Source organism: Burkholderia thailandensis E264 (genome assembly GCF_000012365.1).
In the GTDB taxonomy this organism is placed as follows: Bacteria; Pseudomonadota; Gammaproteobacteria; order Burkholderiales; family Burkholderiaceae; genus Burkholderia; species Burkholderia thailandensis.
On sequence record NC_007651.1, the window covers coordinates 308,516 to 326,816 of the forward strand.

Sequence of the window (18,301 nt, forward strand, 5' to 3'; positions counted from 1 at the left end):
ATGGACGCTTCACGCCATGCGCCCGCCGCGCCGGGACGTCGGTGGTATTCGACGACGTTCCGTCTGCTCACCGTCTATGCGGCGACGTTCTCGATTTCGGTAATGGTGCTGCTCGGCTTCATCGCGGCGGCGATCACGCACGACATGGAACGCGAGACCGATGTCGTGATCGACTGGCAGATGATCTACTTCGATGCGATGCCGGACGGCGACATCGCCGGCGCGATTCATCGCCGGCTCGAACACGAGCGAATGCACACGAACTATTACGGCCTCTTCTCCGCGAACGGCACGCACATCGCGGGCGACGTGCTCGCGTTTCCGTCCGAGCTGACGACGTATCGCACCGGCACGACGCTCGACCACACGCTGAAGATCGCAGGCGATCAGGTTGCGCCCGTCGTGCGCGCGATGGCCGAGGTGCGCGCGAACGGCGACAAGCTCGTGCTCGCACGCGACCTCACGCACATCCTGCGCATTCGCGAGGCGATCATCAACGCACTGATCGGCGGCGGCGTTCTGTGCCTCGTGGCCGGCATCGCGGGCGGACTCGCTTTGAGCGTGCGGCAGATGAGCCGGCTCAAGGCGATCCGCCACGTCACGCAGCGCATCGCGCAAGGCGATCTCGGGCAGCGCCTGCCCGTCGGCGGGCGCGACGAGATCGACATGCTGTCGCACCTCGTCAATCACATGCTCGAGGAGGTCGAACGTCTGATGAACGAGGTGAAGGGCGTATGCGACGGCATCGCGCACGATCTGCGCACGCCGCTCGCGCACGTGCATACGCTGCTCGCGCACGCGGCGCAGCGTGCGGACACGCTCGACGACGTCGCATTGTCGAGCCTCGTCGAGCGCGCGCGAACCGAAACGGACGGCCTGCTCGCGCGTTTTCGCGCGATGCTGCGCATCTCGGAGATCGGCACGCTGCAGCGGCGCGGCGGTTTTGCGGCGCTGCAGCAGCGGCACGAGCATGCGCGCGTCGAGATCGGCCGCGACAAGAGGGAGCGGCAACTGCGCGATGCCCATGTGGTTGAGCGCGGCGATGCGCACCATCGCGCTGTTTTCCGATACGAGCACGCTGCCCGCGTAAACGCGATACGCGCCGCTCGCATCGGCGAATTCCCACGAGCGCGCGGTGCCGTCCGATATCGCAAGCAGGCTGTGCTCGCCGAGCTCGGCCGGATTGTGCGGCGTGCCGTGGCGCGCGAGATAGGCAGGCGACGCGACTGTCACCTCGCGGATCGTCGTCAGCGCGCGGCTCACGAGCGTCGAGCTCGCGAGATGGCGATCGTCGGAGAAGCACACGTCGTACGCGCCTTCGACCATGTCGACGTGCGTATCGAACGTCGTCACGTCGAACGCGACGCGCGGGTGCAGGATGCGGTACGCGGCGAGCAGCGGCCCGAGGCCCGAGGCGGCGAAGCTCATCGACGACGCGATGCGCAGCGTGCCGCGCGGATCGCGCGTCGCCTGCACGAGATTCGATTCGATTTCGTCGAGCTTGTCGATGATCGCGCGGCAGCCGTCCAGGTACTCGCGGCCGGCCTCGGTGAGCGACAGGCTGCGCGTTGTGCGGTTCAGCAAGCGCATGTTCAGATGGGCTTCCAGCATGCCGATGCTGCGCGTGACGGCCGCGGCCGACATGCCGAGCTGTCGCGCGGCGAGGTTGAAGCTCGCGAGATCGACCACGCGCGTGAAGACGCGCATCACTTGTAGCTGATTCATGTTCCTGCTCGACGGGCGGAGAGTGCGCACATGATCCGCGAGCGCGAGTAAAACGGGCGCGCCGCGTGGATTAAGGATTTTTCATGTTCGCGCAATGTGAGCAGAGGCGGTGGTCGTGGATCAGGTGCGTCGCGGGTGTGACGCGTTGCGTGCGAAATGCGAAATGCGAAATGCGAAATGCGAAATGCGAAGCGCGAAGCGCGAAGCGCAAGACATGCGGCGCGAGATGGATCGCGTAATGCGCGACTCGAAACGTCGGCACGTCGCGCGACATTCGGTGTGCATCGCATCGGATGTCGTCTGATGCGCGACGCCGCGAACGGCGGATTGCGTTGAGCGCGCCGGGCCGGAATGCCGGCGCTGCTGTCGCGAGGCACGCGTGTCCGCATGCGCTTCGCAAGCGGTTGGTCGAGGGGAGAGAGGCGCGTGCGGTGCGGATCGGGCTAGTCACGACACCGCGCGCTCATCGGTGCGACGGCAAGCGCGGGCGCGCCGGGGCGGCTGGGAGGGGAGTCGAACCGATGTTGAACCGATGTCGGAACGATATGACGAAGACGCGACGCGGGAGCCGATGCGCAGGCGTCGCGTCGATGCGCTTGGCGCGCGCTTCAGCGGTGCGATGCGGGCGCGTGCGACGGCACGCGTCCTAGTTCGGCAGGCTGAACATCGGCTGCTCGGCATCGAGATGGCGCGCGAGCGATTCGTGCAGCTTCGCGAGGCTGTGCGTCGGCAGCGCGAAACTCGCCCAGCCGAGCCCGGTATGCCGCAGGAACAGGACGGCGCCGTCGTACAGCGGGTGCTTTTCGGTGTACCAGCACGGGTCCATTTCCATCACGTACTGCTGCGAACGCGGCGGGACTTCCGGAATCGCGGGCTGCATCGACGCGCGCAGCAGGCTCAGATACTGGATCACGGCGTCGACGTCCTCGGGATCGAGCAGCACCGATGCCTGGTCGATCGAAACCATTACCGTCTTCTTGCCGCGTTCGTCGACCATCTCGATGCTCATCGGGCGTGACATGACTCGCTTCCTCACCGTTGCTGCGTGCGGGGATTATCGACGGGCGGCGCGCGGAGAAATCTGAAACAAGACGGCGGTAGGATGAAATTTCGTTTAAGGAGCGCCCATCGCGGCTTGACCGGCTGCGGGCTTCGGCATGGCCCGATCGGACGCCTGCCGTGCCGTGCCGTGCCGTGCCGTGCCGGGCCGGGCCGGGCCGGGCCGGGCCGGGCCGGGCCGGGCTCGGCGACCGGGCGCTCCGGCCGCCCGTGTTGCCGATGCACGGCCGCGTTTCGGGGCGCTCGGCAACGGCCGATCCGCGCATCGACCGGAGTGGCCGGAGGATGTTCGAGCGCCGGCCGGGCGGCGCGCCGTTGCCCGGTGCTCGGGCGACGCGGGATCGTCGGCTGGATTCCAGCCCGGATCTGCCTCGAATTCCCTCGAATTCGCCGGGAATCCGCCCCGAATCCGCCCCGAACGCCGCGCCAGCGCCGCTTGCCCGGGATGCGCGCCCCGCTCGAACGCTGATTGGTCCGGGGCGATTCCGTCGTGCGCCTCGGAATCCGCGCACGTCCATTCGAGCCGCCAATGCATCGCCCAGCCTCCGACGATCCCGCGCGAAGCCCGCCCAGCCAAGCTCGCAGCGGCGTTCCGGCCGCCCCCGCGCGGCCCGCCGAATCGACGCGCGATCTCACCGTCCGCTGCCCGTTCGGCACCCGTGCGCTGCCCCGCCTCCCTCGATCTCCGGCCGCCGGAGCAGTGCGTGAGACTTGCCTCATAATCAGGCACAGCCGATACTCTTGGATTCCGCGAAATTCCCCCTTCCAACTGATTGAACGGTTTTCGTCATGACCACGATTCTTGAAAATCTCCCGGCCGGCCAGAAAGTCGGCATCGCGTTCTCCGGCGGGCTCGACACGAGCGCCGCGCTGCACTGGATGCGCATCAAGGGGGCCGTTCCTTACGCGTACACGGCCAATCTCGGCCAGCCCGACGAAGACGACTACGATGCGATCCCGAAGCGCGCGATCCAGTACGGCGCCGAGGGCGCACGCCTGATTGACTGCCGCGCGCAGCTCGTGGCCGAAGGGATCGCGGCGCTCCAGTGCGGCGCGTTCCACATCTCGACGGCCGGCGTCACGTATTTCAATACGACCCCGATTGGCCGCGCCGTGACGGGCACGATGCTCGTCGCCGCGATGAAGGAGGACGGCGTCAACATCTGGGGCGACGGCAGCACGTACAAGGGCAACGACATCGAGCGCTTCTACCGCTACGGCCTGCTCGTCAATCCGGATCTGAAGATCTACAAGCCGTGGCTCGATCAGCAGTTCATCGACGAGCTGGGCGGCCGCGCGGAAATGTCCGAATTCATGCGCCAGGCCGGCTTCGAGTACAAGATGTCGGCGGAGAAGGCGTATTCGACCGATTCGAACCTGCTGGGCGCGACGCACGAGGCGAAGGATCTCGAGAGCCTCGAGAGCGGCATCAAGATCGTCAATCCGATCATGGGCGTCGCGTTCTGGCGCGACGACGTGAAGATCGACAAGGAAGCGGTGACGGTCCGCTTCGAAGAGGGCCGCCCCGTCGCGCTGAACGGCGTCGAGTACAAGGATGCGGTCGAGCTGCTGCTCGAGGCGAACCGGATCGGCGGCCGCCACGGCCTCGGGATGAGCGACCAGATCGAGAACCGGATCATCGAGGCGAAGAGCCGCGGCATCTATGAAGCCCCGGGGCTTGCACTGCTGTACATCGCGTACGAGCGCCTCGTCACCGGCATCCACAACGAAGACACGATCGAGCAGTACCGCGAGAACGGCCGCCGCCTCGGCCGCCTGCTGTACCAGGGCCGCTGGTTCGATCCGCAGGCGATCATGCTGCGCGAGACCGCGCAGCGCTGGGTCGCGCGCGCGGTCACGGGCGAGGTGACGGTCGAGCTGCGCCGCGGCAACGACTATTCGATTCTCGCCACGCGCTCGCCGAACCTGACGTACCAGCCGGAGCGCCTGTCGATGGAGAAGGTGCAGTCGACGTTCTCGCCGCGCGACCGGATCGGCCAGTTGACGATGCGCAACCTCGACATCACCGACACCCGCGACAAGCTGCGCATCTACTCGGAAGTCGGCCTGCTCACGCCGGGCGAATCGTCGGCGCTGCCGAAGCTGAAGGAAGACGAGAGCGGCAACTGACGCGCCCGCGTCCGGATGTCCTGACGTCCGCTCGGCGCCGCGCGCGGCCGTGCGCGAACCGGTGTTCGCGCCCGGCTGCGGCAGCGCAGGCCGGACGGCCGATGTGAAGAAAAAACCGCGCCGCAATCGCGCGGGCGGCGCGCGGCGAAGGCGCGCAAAATCGCGGGCCGCTCGCCGGGCCGCGTCGCGGGGCCGGGGGCGAGCGCGCCGGCTGGCCCGTACATGAGCGCACGCGCATCAACCGCTGAACGGCGCCGCTCTCGCGCGTTCGTCGAACCGATAACAAGAATGGGGGTTGATATGTTCCAGATGCTTCCGTCGATGACATTCGGCCGACGCCTGTCGGTGTGGTGGTCGTGCATGTGGCGCCAAACGCTCGCGAGCGCGCCGGTGTGGATTCTCGGCGTGGCGATCGTCGGGCTCGCGATATGGCAGCCCCATCCCGTCGCCGGCGAGCCGCCGAGCGGCAAGGCGATGGCGCTTGCGATCGTGGTCTTCGTCGTCTGCTTCGCGATCTGCCTGCCGATCACCGGATACACGGTGCGCCGGGGGTTCGCCGCGCACGCGCTGACTGCGCCGGGCCGCGTGTCGTTCAGGCAGGCGTTGATGATCGGATTGACGACGGCCGGCTGGGCCGCGCTCGCCGCGCTGCCGATCAGTGCGGTGACGCTGCCGCTGCGCCATGGCGGCCATCTGCTCGCCGGTCAGGCGATTGGCCTCGTGCTGAACGTCGTGGCCGGCATGTACATCGTGCTGCCGCGGCAGGCGCGGCGGCTGCGGCGGCTCGCGGGCGAATCCGCATGATGCCGCGCATGCTCGGGTTGCGCGGCGCTTCGACGAAGGGGGGCGAATGAACTGGGGAATCCGCATGCGGGCGGCGGCCGCGTTTTCTGCAGGCCTTTCGGCGAGCCTCTTGGCGAGCCTTTCTGCGATCGCCGCCGGTCCCGCGATCGACTCGGGCCGATATCTGTACGTCGAAGGCGGCAGCGCGCACGGCGTGCTGAGCATCAAGGGCAACGCGTTCGACATCGAGACGATGGGCAGCAACTGCCACACCTGCGCGCTGAGCGGCACGCTCGAAGGACGCGTCGGCATCGCGCGCGACGGCGACAACGTATGCCGGATCGCGGTGTCCGGCGGGCACGGCGCCGTCAAGCTGGATACGTCCGGCTCGGACGCGTGCCGGGACTTTTGCGGGATGCGCGCGTCGTTCGACGGCGAGTATCGTCGCCCGGGCGCCGCGTGCACCGATCGCGCGCGGGACGTGCGCACCGAGCGGTCGCACAAGCAATACGCGGCGCACGACTACGATGCGGCGCGCGCGACGCTGAAATCGCTGCTCGACGAATGCAGCGGCTTCATGGGCTGGATCGAGCTGGATCGCGCGAAGAGCGATCTGGCGCTCACGGAGTACCACCGCGGCGATCGCGCGCAATGCGTGGCCGTGCTGTCCGATACCGTCGCCTATCGCGCGCAGCAGGATCATAGCGAGGCGTTCGGCCTGCCGCCGTGCGATGCCGACAACTACCAGTCGACGGGCGACGCGATCCTGCACAATCTCGCGCTTTGCCGGGCGCCGGCGAAGCGCTGACGCGCGAGGCCGGCGGGCGGGGCGCATCGTCGGTCGCGGCGGACCGCCGCTCGTGTCGATCGCCGCCCGCGCGGCGCTCGGAAGCGCGCCGACGCGCGGATTGCCCGCCGGGATCGCCGCGAACGCATCGGCCGCGTCGCGAGTTCGCGGGGCTGCGGCGTTCGACTCCCGGTTCGAAGCCACGTCCGACGCGCCGCGTCGCCGCCCCGCCCGCGCATCCGCATCCGCATCCGCATCCGCATCCGGTCGACCGCGCTTGACCTTCCCACTGTGGGAAGATTCATCCTGCGATCGACTCATATCCCTTTGGAGAAGCAACATGAAGCTCGAAGTGAAGGACATGTCGTGCGGCGGCTGCGCGAACGCGATCACGCAGGCGATCAAGGCCGTCGATTCGTCGGCGACCGTTTCCGTCGACATCGCATCGAAGGTGGTCGACGTCGGCTCGACGCTCGGTGTCGAGCGTATGGTCGCGATCATCGAAGCCGCGGGATTCCACCCGTCCGTCGTCGCCGCGTGAGCGACGAGCGCCCGCGCCGCTTGCGGGCGTGACCGTCTGATCGCTCGGCGCTGCGCCGCGCGCGCAACGGAGCTTTCGGCGACGGCGCGGCCGGCGTCCGGGCGTCGCGCGGGATTCGCCGCCTGTGCGCCGCTCGCTCAGGTTTTCGCGGCGCGCAGCCGCAGTGCGTTGCCGATCACCGAAACCGAGCTTGCCGCCATCGCTGCGCTCGCGAAGATCGGGCTCAGCGTGATGCCGAACCACGGATACAGCACGCCCGCCGCGACCGGAATGCCGACTGCGTTGTAGACGAATGCGAAGAACAGGTTCTGCCGGATGTTCTTCATCGTCGCGACGCTGAGCGCGCGCGCGCGCGCGATGCCGCGCAGGTCGCCCTTCACGAGCACGATCCGCGCGCTGTTCATCGCAACGTCGGTGCCGGTGCCCATCGCGATGCCGACGTTCGCCTGCGCGAGCGCCGGCGCATCGTTGACGCCGTCGCCCGCCATCGCCACCACGTGCCCTTGCTGCTGCAGCGTCTGAACGTGCCTGTACTTGTCCTCGGGCAGCACGCCCGCCTTCACGCCGTCGAGCGACAGCGTCTTCGCGACCGCGTTCGCGGTGACGGGGTTGTCGCCCGTCAGCATCACGATGCGCGCGCCCGATGCCTTGAGCTGCCGCACCGCGTCCGGCGTCGTCTCCTTGATCGGGTCCGCGACGCCGATATAGCCGGCGAGCCTCCCGTCGATCGCGACGTACATCACGGTCTGGCCGGCTTCGCGCAGGCGATTCGAATCCGTTTCGACGGATGCGCAATCGACCGCGAGATCCGCCATCAGGTGCGCGTTGCCGAGCGCGACCGCGCGCTCGTCGATCATGCCTTGCACGCCTTTTCCGGGCACCGAATCGAACGACGCGACCGGTTTGCGCTCGGCGCCCGCCTGCATCGCATGCTCGACGATCGCCTGCGCGAGCGGATGCTCGCTCGCGCCTTCGAGGCTCGCCGCGTCGCCGAGCAGCGCGCGCTCGCGCTGCGGGTCGAGCGCGACGACCGTCTGCACGCGCGGGCGGCCCTCCGTCAGCGTGCCGGTCTTGTCGACGACGACGGTGTCGACCTTTTCCATCAGCTCCAATGCTTCGGCATCCTTGATGAGCACGCCCTCGCGCGCGCCGCGCCCGACGCCGACGATGATCGACACGGGCGTCGCGAGGCCGAGCGCGCACGGGCACGCGATGATGAGCACGCTGATCGCGACGACGAGCGCGTTCGCGAGCGCGGGAGCCGGACCGAACGCCGCCCATGCCGCAAACGCGATCGCGGCGAGCGCGATGACGGCCAGCACGAACCAGCCCGATACCTGATCGGCGAGCTTCTGGATCGGCGCGCGCGAGCGCCCGGCTTCGGCGACCATCTGCACGATCCGCGCGAGCAGCGTGTCGGCGCCGATCTTCTCCGCGCGCATCGCGAACGTGCCCGTCTGGTTGACGGTCGCGCCCGTCACCGGGCTGCCCACGGTCTTCTCGGCGGGCACCGGCTCGCCGGTGATCATCGATTCGTCGACGCTCGAGTGCCCTTCGACGACGACGCCGTCCACCGGCACCTTCGAGCCGGGCTTCACGCGCAGCGTGTCGCCGACGACGACCGCCTCGAGCGGCACGGTCTGCTCCGAGCCGTCTGGATTCACGCGCACCGCCGTGTGCGGCGCGAGCTGCAGCAGGTCTCGGATCGCGCTCGACGTGCGCGATCGCGCGCGCAGCTCGAGTACCTGGCCGAGCAGCACGAGCGTCACGATCACCGCCGACGCTTCGAAATAGAGCGGGATTTCATGGCCGCTGCGAAACGCCCGCGGCAGCGCGTCGGGGAACAGCAGCGCGAACACGCTGAACAGATAGGCCGCCGCGACGCCGAGCGCGATCAGGCTGAACATGTTCAGTTGCCGCGTGACCAACGACTTCCAGCCGCGCACGAAGACCGGCCAGCCGCCCCACAGCACGGCGGGCGTCGCGAGCGCGGCCTGCGCGCATTGCGACCACGAAGCCGCCATCCAGTGCGGCGGCGGCCAGCGCGCGAGCAGCGCGTCGATGCCCGCGCCGATGTCGAACGGCAGCGCCATCCTGCCCATCGTCATCAACACGAGCGGCACCGATAGCGCGAGCCCGACCCAGAATCGCTTGGTCATCGATTCGAGCTCGGGATTCCTTACTTCGGCGGCGCCCGGCGCGAGCGGCTCGAGCGCCATCCCGCAGATCGGGCAGTCGCCCGGCGCGTTCGCGCGTATCTGCGGGTGCATCGGGCACGTGTAGATCGTGCCCGGCGGCGCCGCGGATTCGCTCGCCGGCTGCTTCGGCATCCCGACGAACCGTTGCGGCGATGCGCGAAACGCCGTCAGACACGCGTCGCTGCAGAAGCGATACGTCCGGCCTTGATGGTCGTGCCGGCGCGGCGCGTCGATCGGCACCTTCATTCCGCAGACCGGATCGACGGCCGTTTCGCCGGGCGTCGCCGCGCCGTGCGCGCGATGGGGATCGTGCCGTTCGTCCGCGTCGCGGCCGTGATCGTGATGGACATGTGCGTCGTGCATGACAAGCGCTCCTGTCGCGTCGATGAATGTCGGTAGCGCCTGCGGCGGCGCGCTTAGCCCAAGCGCGTCGCGTCATCGCATAGGCGGCGAACCGTCGTTCGATGTTGCGCTTTTCCGGCCGGCTTCGCGAGCGCGGGAGACGCAGGCTCGCGAGCCGACCGTGCAGCGGTGCCGCGCATCGTCGTCTCCGGCATCGGGGGGCGTCGCGTTTCCGGAGGCGTCGCGGTGCCAATGGCCGCGATGCATGAAAACATGCGCGAGCGGGCACGCGAGCAGCAGCAGATACGGCAGGAAGCCAAGAACGTGGTAGCGATGGCGAGGCAGCCACACGAAGGCTGCGGTCGCGCCGAGCAGGAGCATGCCGATCACGATGCGCGACCGCCGATGCGAATGGGAACGGCGCGGCGCGCTCATCGTCTTGCTCCACCCGGCGCGCCGGTGCCGGCCGGCGACGCGCGCAAGCGAGGACCGCCGCGCCATTGCCGGCAAAGCACGCGCCACCGTGCGGCCTCGGCGCGCGCGGACGCCCGCATGCGGCGGGCGAGCCGGCGTCCCGTCGCGAGCGGGGCGGCGAGCATTGCAATCGCGAACCGCTTGAATGCTCTCATTTCGGGGCCTGAGCATGGCTCGAAGGCGAATGACCGTTTCACTGTAGCGCGGGCCGGACGGCGCGAATTGACCTATCTCAATCGCGCCCCGTTACTTGCCCGCGGACGCGCGGCCCAGAGCGGCGTCGGCCGCGAACGTGACGCGGCGGGCGCGAGCCGTGCGCGCGATCCTTGCCGCCGGCCCATGCTGGTCGACCGTTGACGCAAGTCAAGCGGATCGGGAATCGCAAACGTAGCATCGATTCGAAGCGTGCGCAGACGATTCGCGACCGGCCGTCCGCGACCGGCCGTCCCTCAAACTGGCTGTCCGAAGCCAGCCGCCCCGGACGGGCTGCCGGCGATCAGCGCAAGCCTTCCCGGCAAACGGCAAGGAGGTAGCAGATGCGACATCACTCTTCGGTTCCTCATGCGATGGCGGCGTGGACATTTCCGATCCGGGCGGCGCTGCTGGCCGTGCTCGCGTTCGCGTTGTCCGGTTGCGGCTACAACGCGATCCAGGTGCAGGACGAGCAGGTGAAGGCGAGCTGGTCGGAGGTGCTGAATCAGTATCAGCGCCGCGCGGATCTCGTGCCGAATCTCGTCAACACCGTGAAGGGCTACGCGAATCAGGAGCGCGACGTGCTCACGCGCGTGACCGAGGCACGCGCGCAGGTCGGCTCGATTCGCGCGACGCCGGAGCTGCTGTCCGATCCGCAGGCATTCGCGAAATTCGAAGCCGCGCAAGCGCAGCTGACGTCGTCGCTGTCGCGGCTGCTCGTCGTGTCCGAGAACTATCCGCAACTGAAGTCCGATGCGAACTTCCGCGATCTGCAGGCGCAGCTCGAGGGCACCGAGAATCGCATCACGGTTGCGCGCAATCGCTATATCCGCTCGGTGCAGGCGTACAACACGACGATTCGCTCGTTCCCGAGCAACCTGACCGCGATGGCGTTCGGCTACCAGGAAAAACCGAACTTCTCGGTCGCGAACGAAGCCGAGATCTCGAAGCCGCCGCGCGTCGACTTCGGGGCCAAGCCGGCGCCCGCGCCGGCCGCCGGAGCGTCGAATTGAAGAATCTCTTGCGCGCGGCGTGCGTCGCGATCCTCACGTTCCTGTCGCTCGGCGGCGGCGTCTGCCGCGCCGAGCAGCCGGTGCCGCCGCTCGCCGCGCGCGTGACGGACGAGACGGGCACGCTGACGGCCGCCGAGCGCGCGACGCTCGAACAGTCGCTGAAGGATTTCGAAGCGCGCAAGGGCAGCCAGATCGCGGTGCTGATCGTGCCGACGACGCAGCCCGAGACGATCGAGCAGTATTCGATCCGCGTCGTCGAGCAGTGGAAGCTCGGCCGCGCGAACGTCGACGACGGCGCGCTTCTCATCGTCGCGAAGAACGATCGCACATTGCGCATCGAGGTGGGCTACGGGCTCGAAGGCGTGCTGACCGACGCGACGAGCCATCGAATCATCGACGAGATCATCGTGCCGGGCTTTCGACGCGGCGATTTCTACGGCGGCATCTCGGCGGGCGTCGGCAGCATGATGCGCGTGATCGAAGGCGAGCCGCTGCCGCCGCCTCGCGCGCGACGCGGCGACGAAGGCGGGCTCGGCCGCCTGCTGCCGTTGCTGTTCGTGATGACGATCGTCGCGGGGGGCGTGCTGCGCGCGATACTCGGCCGGCTCGCGGGTTCGGTCGTCACGGGCGGCGTGGTCGGCTTCGTCGCGTGGATGCTGTCCGGCGCGCTCTTTGTCGCATTCGCTGCGGCGGCGGTCGCGCTCTTCTTCACGCTGCTCGGCGGCGGGGTGGGCGCGCGCGTCGGCGGGCCGTTCATCGGCGGGCGCGGCGGCGGCTGGGGCGGCGGGAGCGATGGCTTTCGCGGCGGCGGAGGCGGGTTCGGCGGCGGCGGCGCGTCCGGGAGGTGGTGATGGATATTGCGCGATTCGCGAGGCACCTGTTGATGACGCGCTGGCGCGTCGGCACGGCGTTTCCGAAGCGCACGCTCGGCAAGATCGAGCGCGCGATCAAGACGAGTCACGAGAAGCACGTCGGCCAATTGCGGTTCGCGGTCGAAGGCGCGTTGCACGTGTCGATGCTCTTTCGCGGGACCACCGCGCGCGAACGCGCGATCGATGCGTTCTCCGAACTGCGCGTCTGGGATACCGAGCACAACAACGGCGTGCTCATCTATCTGCTGCTCGCCGATCACGACGTCGAGATCGTCGCCGATCGCGGGATTCATGCGCGCGTCGACAGCGACGATTGGGAGAAGGTGTGCCGCGAGATGGAGGCGGAGTTTCGCCGAGGCCGCTTCGAGGCGGGCTCGATTCACGGGATCGAGGCTGTCACCGCGTTGCTCGCGCGGCACTATCCGGCGCGCCGCGCGCCGGGCGACGAGTTGTCGAGCGCGCCGGTCGTGCTGTGAATCGCTTTCGATTCGGCGGCGGTTTCGTGCGAAGCCGGGACTGTCTGCCGGCACGCGCGCCGCGCGGGTTCGCCCGTTCGAGCGCCGGGTTGACGCGACGGGTTCCGAGCGGCACCGTCCGCGCGCGGTCACGAGCGACGCGCGATGAATCGATGAATCGGTGAATCAGTGAATCGTCCGTCGCTGCCGCGAGCGATGAACTATTGTTCTAGATATCCGTGCCGCTGCGCCGATAGAACAACGCGCCCTGGCGTGACCCGCGCCCGTCCCGGCCGGCTGTCGTCGATTCGTAAATTGAGGAGGCGAAAGATGCAGCGATTGGAACATGCGCTCAGGCGCGTCAAGGTCGGCACCGGCACGCCGATCGATTTCTCCGGCACGTGGAAGAACGAGCTCGGCTCGACGATGCGGATCGAGCAGTCGGGCGACAGCGTGACGGGCACGTACACGAGCGCGGTCAGCGAAAAGGGCGGCTCGACGAGCGGCGATCTGATCGGCTACGTCGACGGCAACCTGATCGCGTTCGTCGTCCACTGGGATCAGTTTCAGGCGATCACCGCGTGGGTCGGGCAATGCGAGCCCGGCACGTCGGACGACAGGATCAGCACGCTGTGGCAAATGACGCATCAGGTCGAGGCGGGCGACGAGTGGGCGTCGATCAACGCGGGTGCCGATACGTTCGTCAGGGCTTGAGGCGGGAGGATCGCAGCGGGGGAGGCGAGCGATCCGCGGGGGGGCGCGGATCGCGTGTTCCGTCGCGCGCGCTTTACTCCACCGTCACGGATTTCGCGAGATTGCGCGGCTTGTCGACGTCGGTGCCGCGCGCGCACGCGGTGTGATACGCGAGCAACTGCAGCGGCACGACGTGCAGGATCGGCGACAGCGGCCCGTAATGCTCGGGCATCCGGATCACGTGCAGCCCTTCGTCGTTGACGATGTGCGTGTCCGCGTCGGCGAACACGTACAGCTCGCCGCCGCGCGCGCGCACTTCCTGCATGTTCGATTTCAGCTTCTCGAGCAGCGTGTCGTTCGGCGCGACGGTGACGACCGGCATCGCCTCCGTCACGAGCGCGAGCGGCCCGTGCTTCAGTTCGCCCGCCGGATACGCTTCCGCGTGGATGTACGAGATCTCCTTGAGCTTCAGCGCGCCTTCGAGCGAGATCGGATAGTGCAGCCCACGGCCGAGGAACAGCGCGTTTTCCTTACGCGCGAACTCTTCGGACCACGCGATGATCTGCGGCTCGAGCGCGAGCACGCTGTTGAGCGCGGCGGGCAGGTGGCGCAACTGCTTCAGGTAATCGGCTTCGCGGGCCGCGTCGACGTGGCCGCGCAGCTTGCCGAGCGTCGCCGCGAGCACGAACAGCGCGACGAGCTGCGTCGTGAACGCCTTCGTCGAAGCGACGCCGATCTCGGTGCCCGCGTGCGTGAGGAACTGCAGCTCGGTCTGGCGCACCATCGCGCTCGTCGCGACGTTGCAGATCGCGAGCGTGTGCGCGTGGCCGAGCGCCTGCGCGTGCTTGAGCGCGGCGAGCGTATCGGCCGTCTCGCCCGACTGCGAGATCACGACGACGAGCGCGCGCGGGTTCGGCACCGATTCGCGATAGCGGTATTCGCTCGCGATCTCGACTTGCGTCGGGATTTTCGCGATCGATTCGAGCCAGTACTTCGCGGTGAGGCCCGAGTAGTAGCTGGTGCCGCACGCGAGGATCAGCAGGCTGTCGATGCCCGCGAATACGCTGCCCGCGCGCTCGCCGAACAGCGACGGATCGAACGCGTCCGCTTGCGCAATCGTGTCGGCGATCGCGCGCGGCTGCTCGAAGATTTCCTTCTGCATGAAGTGCCGATACGGGCCGAGCTCGACCGCGCCGCCGTATGCGGCGACGACGCGCACCTCGCGCACGGCGCGCGCGCCGTCGCGATCGACGATCGTCACGCCCGCGAGCGTCAGCTCGCAGACGTCGCCTTCCTCGAGGAACGTGAAGCGATCGGTGCTGCCCGCGAGCGCGAGCGCGTCGGACGCGAGGAAGTTCTCTTGTTCGCCGAAGCCGACGACGAGCGGCGAGCCCTGGCGCGCGCCGACGACGGTGTGCGGCTCGTCCTGGTGGATCACCGCGATCGCGTACGCGCCGTGCAACTGCTTGACGGCTTCCTGCACGGCCGCGAACAGGTTGCCGCGATAGAGGCTGTGGATCAGGTGCGCGATGACTTCGGTGTCGGTCTGCGATACGAACGCGTAGCCCTTCGCGCGCAGCCCCTCGCGCAGCGGCTCGAAGTTCTCGATGATGCCGTTGTGCACGAGCGCGAGCGCGTTCGACGAGAAGATCGGGTGCGCGTTGTGCGTGACGGGCGCGCCGTGCGTCGCCCAGCGCGTGTGCGCGATGCCGGTTACGCCTCCGAGATGCGACTCGCGCACCTGCGCATCGAGATCGGCGACGCGCGCGACGCTGCGCGCGCGCCTCGGCGCGCCCGGCGCAGGCGCGCCGGCGCCGAGCACCGCGACGCCGCACGAGTCGTAGCCGCGATACTCGAGACGGCGCAGTCCTTCGATCAGCACCGGAACGATGTTACGTTGCGCAACCGCGCCGACAATCCCGCACATGAAATCTATCCTCGAAACTCGACAATGACGCGGGCGCGCCGCTGCGCGCCCGAAAAACGGTTCAGCTCTTCTTCTTGACGGGACGCACGTAGCCGCTTTTCGCGGTCTGCGTCTTGTCGTTGAGCACGAGCATGCCTTCGGCCACGTCCTTCCACACGGTCGTGCCCGCCGCGACCGTCACGCCGCGGCCGACGCGCACCGGCGCGACGAACTGCGTGTCCGAGCCGACGAACACGTCGTCCTCGATGACCGTGCGGAACTTGTTCGCGCCGTCGTAGTTGCACGTGATCGTGCCCGCGCCGACGTTCACGCGCGCGCCGATGTCCGCGTCGCCGAGATAGGTCAGATGGTTCGCCTTCGAGCCGTGGCCGAGCGTCGCGTTCTTCACCTCGACGAAGTTGCCGACGTGCGCGTCGTCGGCGAGCACCGCGCCCGGGCGCAGCCGTGCATACGGGCCGACGACCGTGTTCGCGCCGAGCGTCGCGCCGTCGAGATGCGAGAACGCGTCGACGCGCGCGCCCGCGGCGATCGCCGCGTTGCGGATCACGCAGTTCGCGCCGATCGTCACGCCGTCGGCAAGCGTCACGTCGCCTTCGAACACGCAGTTCACGTCGATCGACACGTCGCGCCCGCACGTGAGCTTGCCGCGCACGTCGATGCGCGCCGGATCGGCGAGCGTCACGCCATCGGCAAGCAGCGCTTCGGCGAGCTTGCGCTGATGAATGCGCTCGAGCTCGGCGAGCTGCGCCTTGCTGTTGACGCCGAGCGTCTCCCATTCGTCGTCCGGCTGCGTCGTGACGATCTCGAAGCCCGCTTCGATCGCCTGCTCGACGACGTCGGTCAGGTAGTACTCGCCCTGCGCGTTGTCGTTGCCGAGCGCGCCGAGCCACATCGACAGCTGCGCGGTAGGCGCGACGACGATGCCCGTGTTGATTTCGGCGATCTTCAGCTCGTCGGCCGAAGCGTCCTTCTGCTCGACGATGCGCGTGACGCACCCCGCCTGGTCGCGCACGATGCGCCCGTAGCCCGTCGGATCGTCGAGCGTGACGGTCAGCACGCCGTAGCGGGCGTCGGTCGCGGCGTCGGCGAGGCGCCTGAGCGTCGCCGCGCGCGTGAGCGGCACGTCGCCGTACAGCACGAGCGTCGGCTGCGACGGGTCGAGCAGCGGCAGCGCCTGGCGCACCGCGTGCCCCGTGCCGAGCTGTTGCTCCTGCACCGCGAACTGCACGTCGGGCGCGGCGACGGCCGCGCGCACCCGCTCGGCGCCGTGGCCGATCACGACGACGAGCCGGGACGGCGCGAGCGCGCGGGCGGTGTCGATCACGTGGGAGAGAAGGGGCCTGCCGGCCAGAGGATGAAGCACTTTCGGCAGCGCCGAACGCATGCGCTTGCCGGTGCCTGCCGCCAAAATCACGATATTCATGGCGCCAGTTTCGTAGGGAGAGTTCGAAGCTGGCCATTCTAGCATGCAGGCCCCGTCCGGCGCGGCTGCGCGGGGGGCCGGACGGGCGCGGCGGCGGCCACCGCGCGGGCGAGTTCGGCGGGCCCGGCGAGCCGCCGCGGCCGCGGGATCGGCGCGGGCTCGGGTTCCGGCGGCGCGCGGCAGGCCGGCGCGCCGCCGTTCGTTTCGTTTCGCGGCGCGCGCCGCGAATGGCGGGTTACAGATCGTCGAACTGCACGATCGACACGGATTTCGCGCCGCCCGGCGCGCTCGCGCCGGTGCCGCACGGGTCCTCGTCGAACGCGATGTCGCCGTTCGGATCGGCCTCGCCCGTCGCGCGCAGTCCGGCGAACGGGAACAACTGCGTGTCCATCAGGTGCGACGGCACGACGTTCGCGAGCGCGTTGAACATGTTGTCGACGCGGCCCGGAAAGCGCTTGTCCCAGTCGCGGATCAGCGCCTTCATCTCCGCGCGCTTCAGGTTCGGCTGGCTGCCGCACAGATTGCACGGAATGATCGGGAATTCGCGCAGTTCCGCGTATTTCTCGAGATCGGTTTCCTTCGCGTAGGCGAGCGGGCGGATCACGATGTTCTTGCCGTCATCCGATTGCAGCTTCGGCGGCATCCCCTTCAGCTTGCCGCCGTAGAACATGTTCAGCAGCAGCGTCTGCACGATGTCGTCGCGGTGGTGGCCGAGCGCGATCTTCGTCGCGCCGAGTTCGCCCGCGACGCGGTACAGAATCCCGCGGCGCAGCCGCGAGCACAGCGAGCAGGTGGTCTTGCCTTCGGGCACGAGCCGCTTGACGATGCTGTACGTATCCTGGTTCTCGATGTGAAACGGCACGCCGATCTTCGTCAGGTACTCGGGCAGCACGTGCTCCGGAAAGCCCGGCTGCTTCTGGTCGAGGTTCACGGCGACGAGGTCGAAATCGATCGGCGCGCGCTCGCGCAGCCGCAACAGGATATCGAGCAGCGCGTAGCTGTCCTTGCCGCCCGACAGGCAGACCATCACCTTGTCGCCGTGCTCGATCATGTTGTAGTCGCCGATCGCCTGGCCGACCTGGCGCACGAGCCGCTTGAACAGCTTGTTGTTCTCGTACGCTTCCTTCTGCTCGCGGCGCGTGAGCGCGCGGCGGCCGATCTCGGCCGCGTTCGCCTCGACGGCGGCGGCCGCGTCGGCTTCGTTCAGATGCGGGGTGTGGGGCGCATTCATGCTCGCTCCTCGTCCTTGATGCGAAATACTTCGACGCCGACGGCGTCGCAATCGGGATAGGCGTCCGGCTTTTCGGTGGAGACGCGCACCGCGCGCACCGCGTCGTGCGCGAGCAGGCTCGCCGCGATCGCGTCGCACAGCGTTTCCTGCAGATGAATGTGGCCGCGCGCGACGCACTGCGCGACGCTTTGCTTCATCAAATCGTAATCGACGACTTCGCGCAGCTTGTCCTCGACGGGCGTCGTCAGCGCGAGCGGCACGAACAGGTCGACGTTGATGACGACGCGCTGCTCGCCGCGCTTCTCATGCTCGAAGGCGCCGATGTTCATGTACACCTCGTGGTTGCGCAGGTAGAGCCTGCGGCAATCGGCGAGCCTGGGATGCAGGAGGGCGGCAAACATGGTCGTTCCAGTCAAAGGGTGATGCATGCAAAGGGGCGCGGCCACGCGCGGCGTC

Annotated in this window: 15 protein-coding genes and 2 pseudogenes; 9 read left to right on the plus strand and 8 right to left on the minus strand. The window is 68.4% G+C overall.

Going from position 1 to position 18,301, the window contains the following annotated elements:
- Window positions 1–954 (plus strand): annotated as a pseudogene (locus BTH_RS35160) (HAMP domain-containing protein); the annotation flags it as partial.
- On the opposite strand, the pseudogene BTH_RS35165 reads toward BTH_RS35160, so the two are convergent.
- A pseudogene (locus tag BTH_RS35165) lies at window positions 949–1,725 on the minus strand (LysR family transcriptional regulator); the annotation flags it as partial. The pseudogenes BTH_RS35160 and BTH_RS35165 sit on opposite strands and share 6 nt — an antisense overlap.
- 646 nt (window positions 1,726–2,371) lie before the next feature.
- Window positions 2,372–2,746, minus strand: a complete 375-nt coding sequence (locus BTH_RS13605) for a hypothetical protein (RefSeq protein ID WP_009893377.1) — start codon at window positions 2,744–2,746, stop codon at window positions 2,372–2,374.
- An 827-nt stretch (window positions 2,747–3,573) separates the two neighbouring features.
- On the opposite strand from BTH_RS13605, the gene argG reads away from it, so the two are divergent.
- From argG to BTH_RS13630, 4 genes are all read left to right on the plus strand, one after another.
- Window positions 3,574–4,914: an argininosuccinate synthase gene (gene argG, locus BTH_RS13610; RefSeq protein WP_009893376.1), complete on the plus strand. Its 1,341-nt coding sequence runs from the start codon at window positions 3,574–3,576 to the stop codon at window positions 4,912–4,914.
- A gap of 300 nt (window positions 4,915–5,214) precedes the next feature.
- Complete coding sequence (locus BTH_RS13615; RefSeq protein WP_009893374.1) at window positions 5,215–5,718, plus strand: hypothetical protein; 504 nt, start codon at window positions 5,215–5,217, stop codon at window positions 5,716–5,718.
- A gap of 64 nt (window positions 5,719–5,782) precedes the next feature.
- Window positions 5,783–6,505 (plus strand): hypothetical protein, encoded by a 723-nt coding sequence (locus tag BTH_RS13620; protein ID WP_025369645.1) that lies wholly within the window; start codon window positions 5,783–5,785, stop codon window positions 6,503–6,505.
- 319 nt (window positions 6,506–6,824) lie between these two features.
- Complete coding sequence (locus tag BTH_RS13630; protein ID WP_009893369.1) at window positions 6,825–7,025, plus strand: heavy-metal-associated domain-containing protein; 201 nt, start codon at window positions 6,825–6,827, stop codon at window positions 7,023–7,025.
- Window positions 7,026–7,162: 137 nt separating this feature from the next.
- Here the strand turns inward: BTH_RS13630 and BTH_RS13635 are convergent, their stop codons facing one another.
- Entirely contained in the window at window positions 7,163–9,586 is a 2,424-nt protein-coding gene (locus BTH_RS13635) for a heavy metal translocating P-type ATPase (RefSeq protein WP_009893368.1), read from the minus strand.
- Between the two features lie 72 nt (window positions 9,587–9,658).
- The gene (locus BTH_RS13640) at window positions 9,659–10,000 is read right to left on the minus strand and encodes a DUF2933 domain-containing protein (RefSeq protein WP_045592528.1); all 342 of its coding nucleotides are present in this window, start codon (window positions 9,998–10,000) and stop codon (window positions 9,659–9,661) included.
- Window positions 10,001–10,575: 575 nt separating this feature from the next.
- Between BTH_RS13640 and BTH_RS13645 the strand changes: the two genes are divergently transcribed.
- The 4 genes from BTH_RS13645 to BTH_RS13660 all read left to right on the plus strand — a co-directional run bounded on the left by BTH_RS13645 (window position 10,576) and on the right by BTH_RS13660 (window position 13,285).
- The gene (locus tag BTH_RS13645; protein WP_011401718.1) at window positions 10,576–11,244 is read left to right on the plus strand and encodes a LemA family protein; all 669 of its coding nucleotides are present in this window, start codon (window positions 10,576–10,578) and stop codon (window positions 11,242–11,244) included.
- Complete coding sequence (locus BTH_RS13650) at window positions 11,241–12,095, plus strand: TPM domain-containing protein (protein ID WP_009893365.1); 855 nt, start codon at window positions 11,241–11,243, stop codon at window positions 12,093–12,095. The genes BTH_RS13645 and BTH_RS13650 overlap by 4 nt, the downstream gene beginning before the upstream one ends.
- A complete protein-coding gene (locus BTH_RS13655) occupies window positions 12,095–12,592 on the plus strand; it encodes a TPM domain-containing protein (RefSeq protein ID WP_009893364.1) in 498 nt (165 codons plus the stop codon). Before BTH_RS13650 ends, BTH_RS13655 begins: the two co-directional genes overlap by 1 nt.
- Window positions 12,593–12,901: 309 nt before the next feature.
- Window positions 12,902–13,285 (plus strand): avidin/streptavidin family protein, encoded by a 384-nt coding sequence (locus tag BTH_RS13660; protein WP_011401719.1) that lies wholly within the window; start codon window positions 12,902–12,904, stop codon window positions 13,283–13,285.
- A 73-nt stretch (window positions 13,286–13,358) separates the two neighbouring features.
- Here BTH_RS13660 and glmS read toward each other — a convergent pair whose 3' ends face one another.
- The 4 genes from glmS to BTH_RS13680 form a co-directional block, all read right to left on the minus strand.
- On the minus strand, window positions 13,359–15,191 hold the full coding sequence (gene glmS / locus BTH_RS13665; RefSeq protein ID WP_009893361.1) for a glutamine--fructose-6-phosphate transaminase (isomerizing): 1,833 nt from the start codon (window positions 15,189–15,191) through the stop codon (window positions 13,359–13,361).
- Between the two features lie 61 nt (window positions 15,192–15,252).
- Window positions 15,253–16,614, minus strand: a complete 1,362-nt coding sequence (gene glmU, locus BTH_RS13670) for a bifunctional UDP-N-acetylglucosamine diphosphorylase/glucosamine-1-phosphate N-acetyltransferase GlmU (RefSeq protein WP_009893360.1) — start codon at window positions 16,612–16,614, stop codon at window positions 15,253–15,255.
- 235 nt (window positions 16,615–16,849) lie between these two features.
- Window positions 16,850–17,845, minus strand: coding sequence for a tRNA 2-thiocytidine(32) synthetase TtcA (gene ttcA / locus BTH_RS13675; RefSeq protein ID WP_009893359.1), 996 nt, complete (start codon window positions 17,843–17,845; stop codon window positions 16,850–16,852).
- A complete protein-coding gene (locus BTH_RS13680; RefSeq protein WP_009893357.1) occupies window positions 17,842–18,246 on the minus strand; it encodes a dihydroneopterin aldolase in 405 nt (134 codons plus the stop codon). The genes ttcA and BTH_RS13680 overlap by 4 nt, the downstream gene beginning before the upstream one ends.
- Window positions 18,247–18,301: the final 55 nt, after the last annotated feature.

What these genes read in the sequence shown, in the direction of transcription:
- BTH_RS13635 (WP_009893368.1), bottom strand. Translation starts at nt 9,586, where the DNA reads ATGCACGACGCACATGTCCATCACGATCACGGCCGCGACGCGGACGAA.
- BTH_RS13640 (WP_045592528.1), bottom strand. Translation starts at nt 10,000, where the DNA reads ATGAGCGCGCCGCGCCGTTCCCATTCGCATCGGCGGTCGCGCATCGTG.
- BTH_RS13645 (WP_011401718.1), top strand. Translation starts at nt 10,576, where the DNA reads ATGCGACATCACTCTTCGGTTCCTCATGCGATGGCGGCGTGGACATTT.
- BTH_RS13655 (WP_009893364.1), top strand. Translation starts at nt 12,095, where the DNA reads ATGGATATTGCGCGATTCGCGAGGCACCTGTTGATGACGCGCTGGCGC.
- BTH_RS13660 (WP_011401719.1), top strand. Translation starts at nt 12,902, where the DNA reads ATGCAGCGATTGGAACATGCGCTCAGGCGCGTCAAGGTCGGCACCGGC.
- BTH_RS13615 (WP_009893374.1), top strand. Translation starts at nt 5,215, where the DNA reads ATGTTCCAGATGCTTCCGTCGATGACATTCGGCCGACGCCTGTCGGTG.
- BTH_RS13630 (WP_009893369.1), top strand. Translation starts at nt 6,825, where the DNA reads ATGAAGCTCGAAGTGAAGGACATGTCGTGCGGCGGCTGCGCGAACGCG.
- argG (WP_009893376.1), top strand. Translation starts at nt 3,574, where the DNA reads ATGACCACGATTCTTGAAAATCTCCCGGCCGGCCAGAAAGTCGGCATC.
- BTH_RS13680 (WP_009893357.1), bottom strand. Translation starts at nt 18,246, where the DNA reads ATGTTTGCCGCCCTCCTGCATCCCAGGCTCGCCGATTGCCGCAGGCTC.
- glmS (WP_009893361.1), bottom strand. Translation starts at nt 15,191, where the DNA reads ATGTGCGGGATTGTCGGCGCGGTTGCGCAACGTAACATCGTTCCGGTG.
- glmU (WP_009893360.1), bottom strand. Translation starts at nt 16,614, where the DNA reads ATGAATATCGTGATTTTGGCGGCAGGCACCGGCAAGCGCATGCGTTCG.
- ttcA (WP_009893359.1), bottom strand. Translation starts at nt 17,845, where the DNA reads ATGAATGCGCCCCACACCCCGCATCTGAACGAAGCCGACGCGGCCGCC.
- BTH_RS13620 (WP_025369645.1), top strand. Translation starts at nt 5,783, where the DNA reads ATGCGGGCGGCGGCCGCGTTTTCTGCAGGCCTTTCGGCGAGCCTCTTG.
- BTH_RS13605 (WP_009893377.1), bottom strand. Translation starts at nt 2,746, where the DNA reads ATGTCACGCCCGATGAGCATCGAGATGGTCGACGAACGCGGCAAGAAG.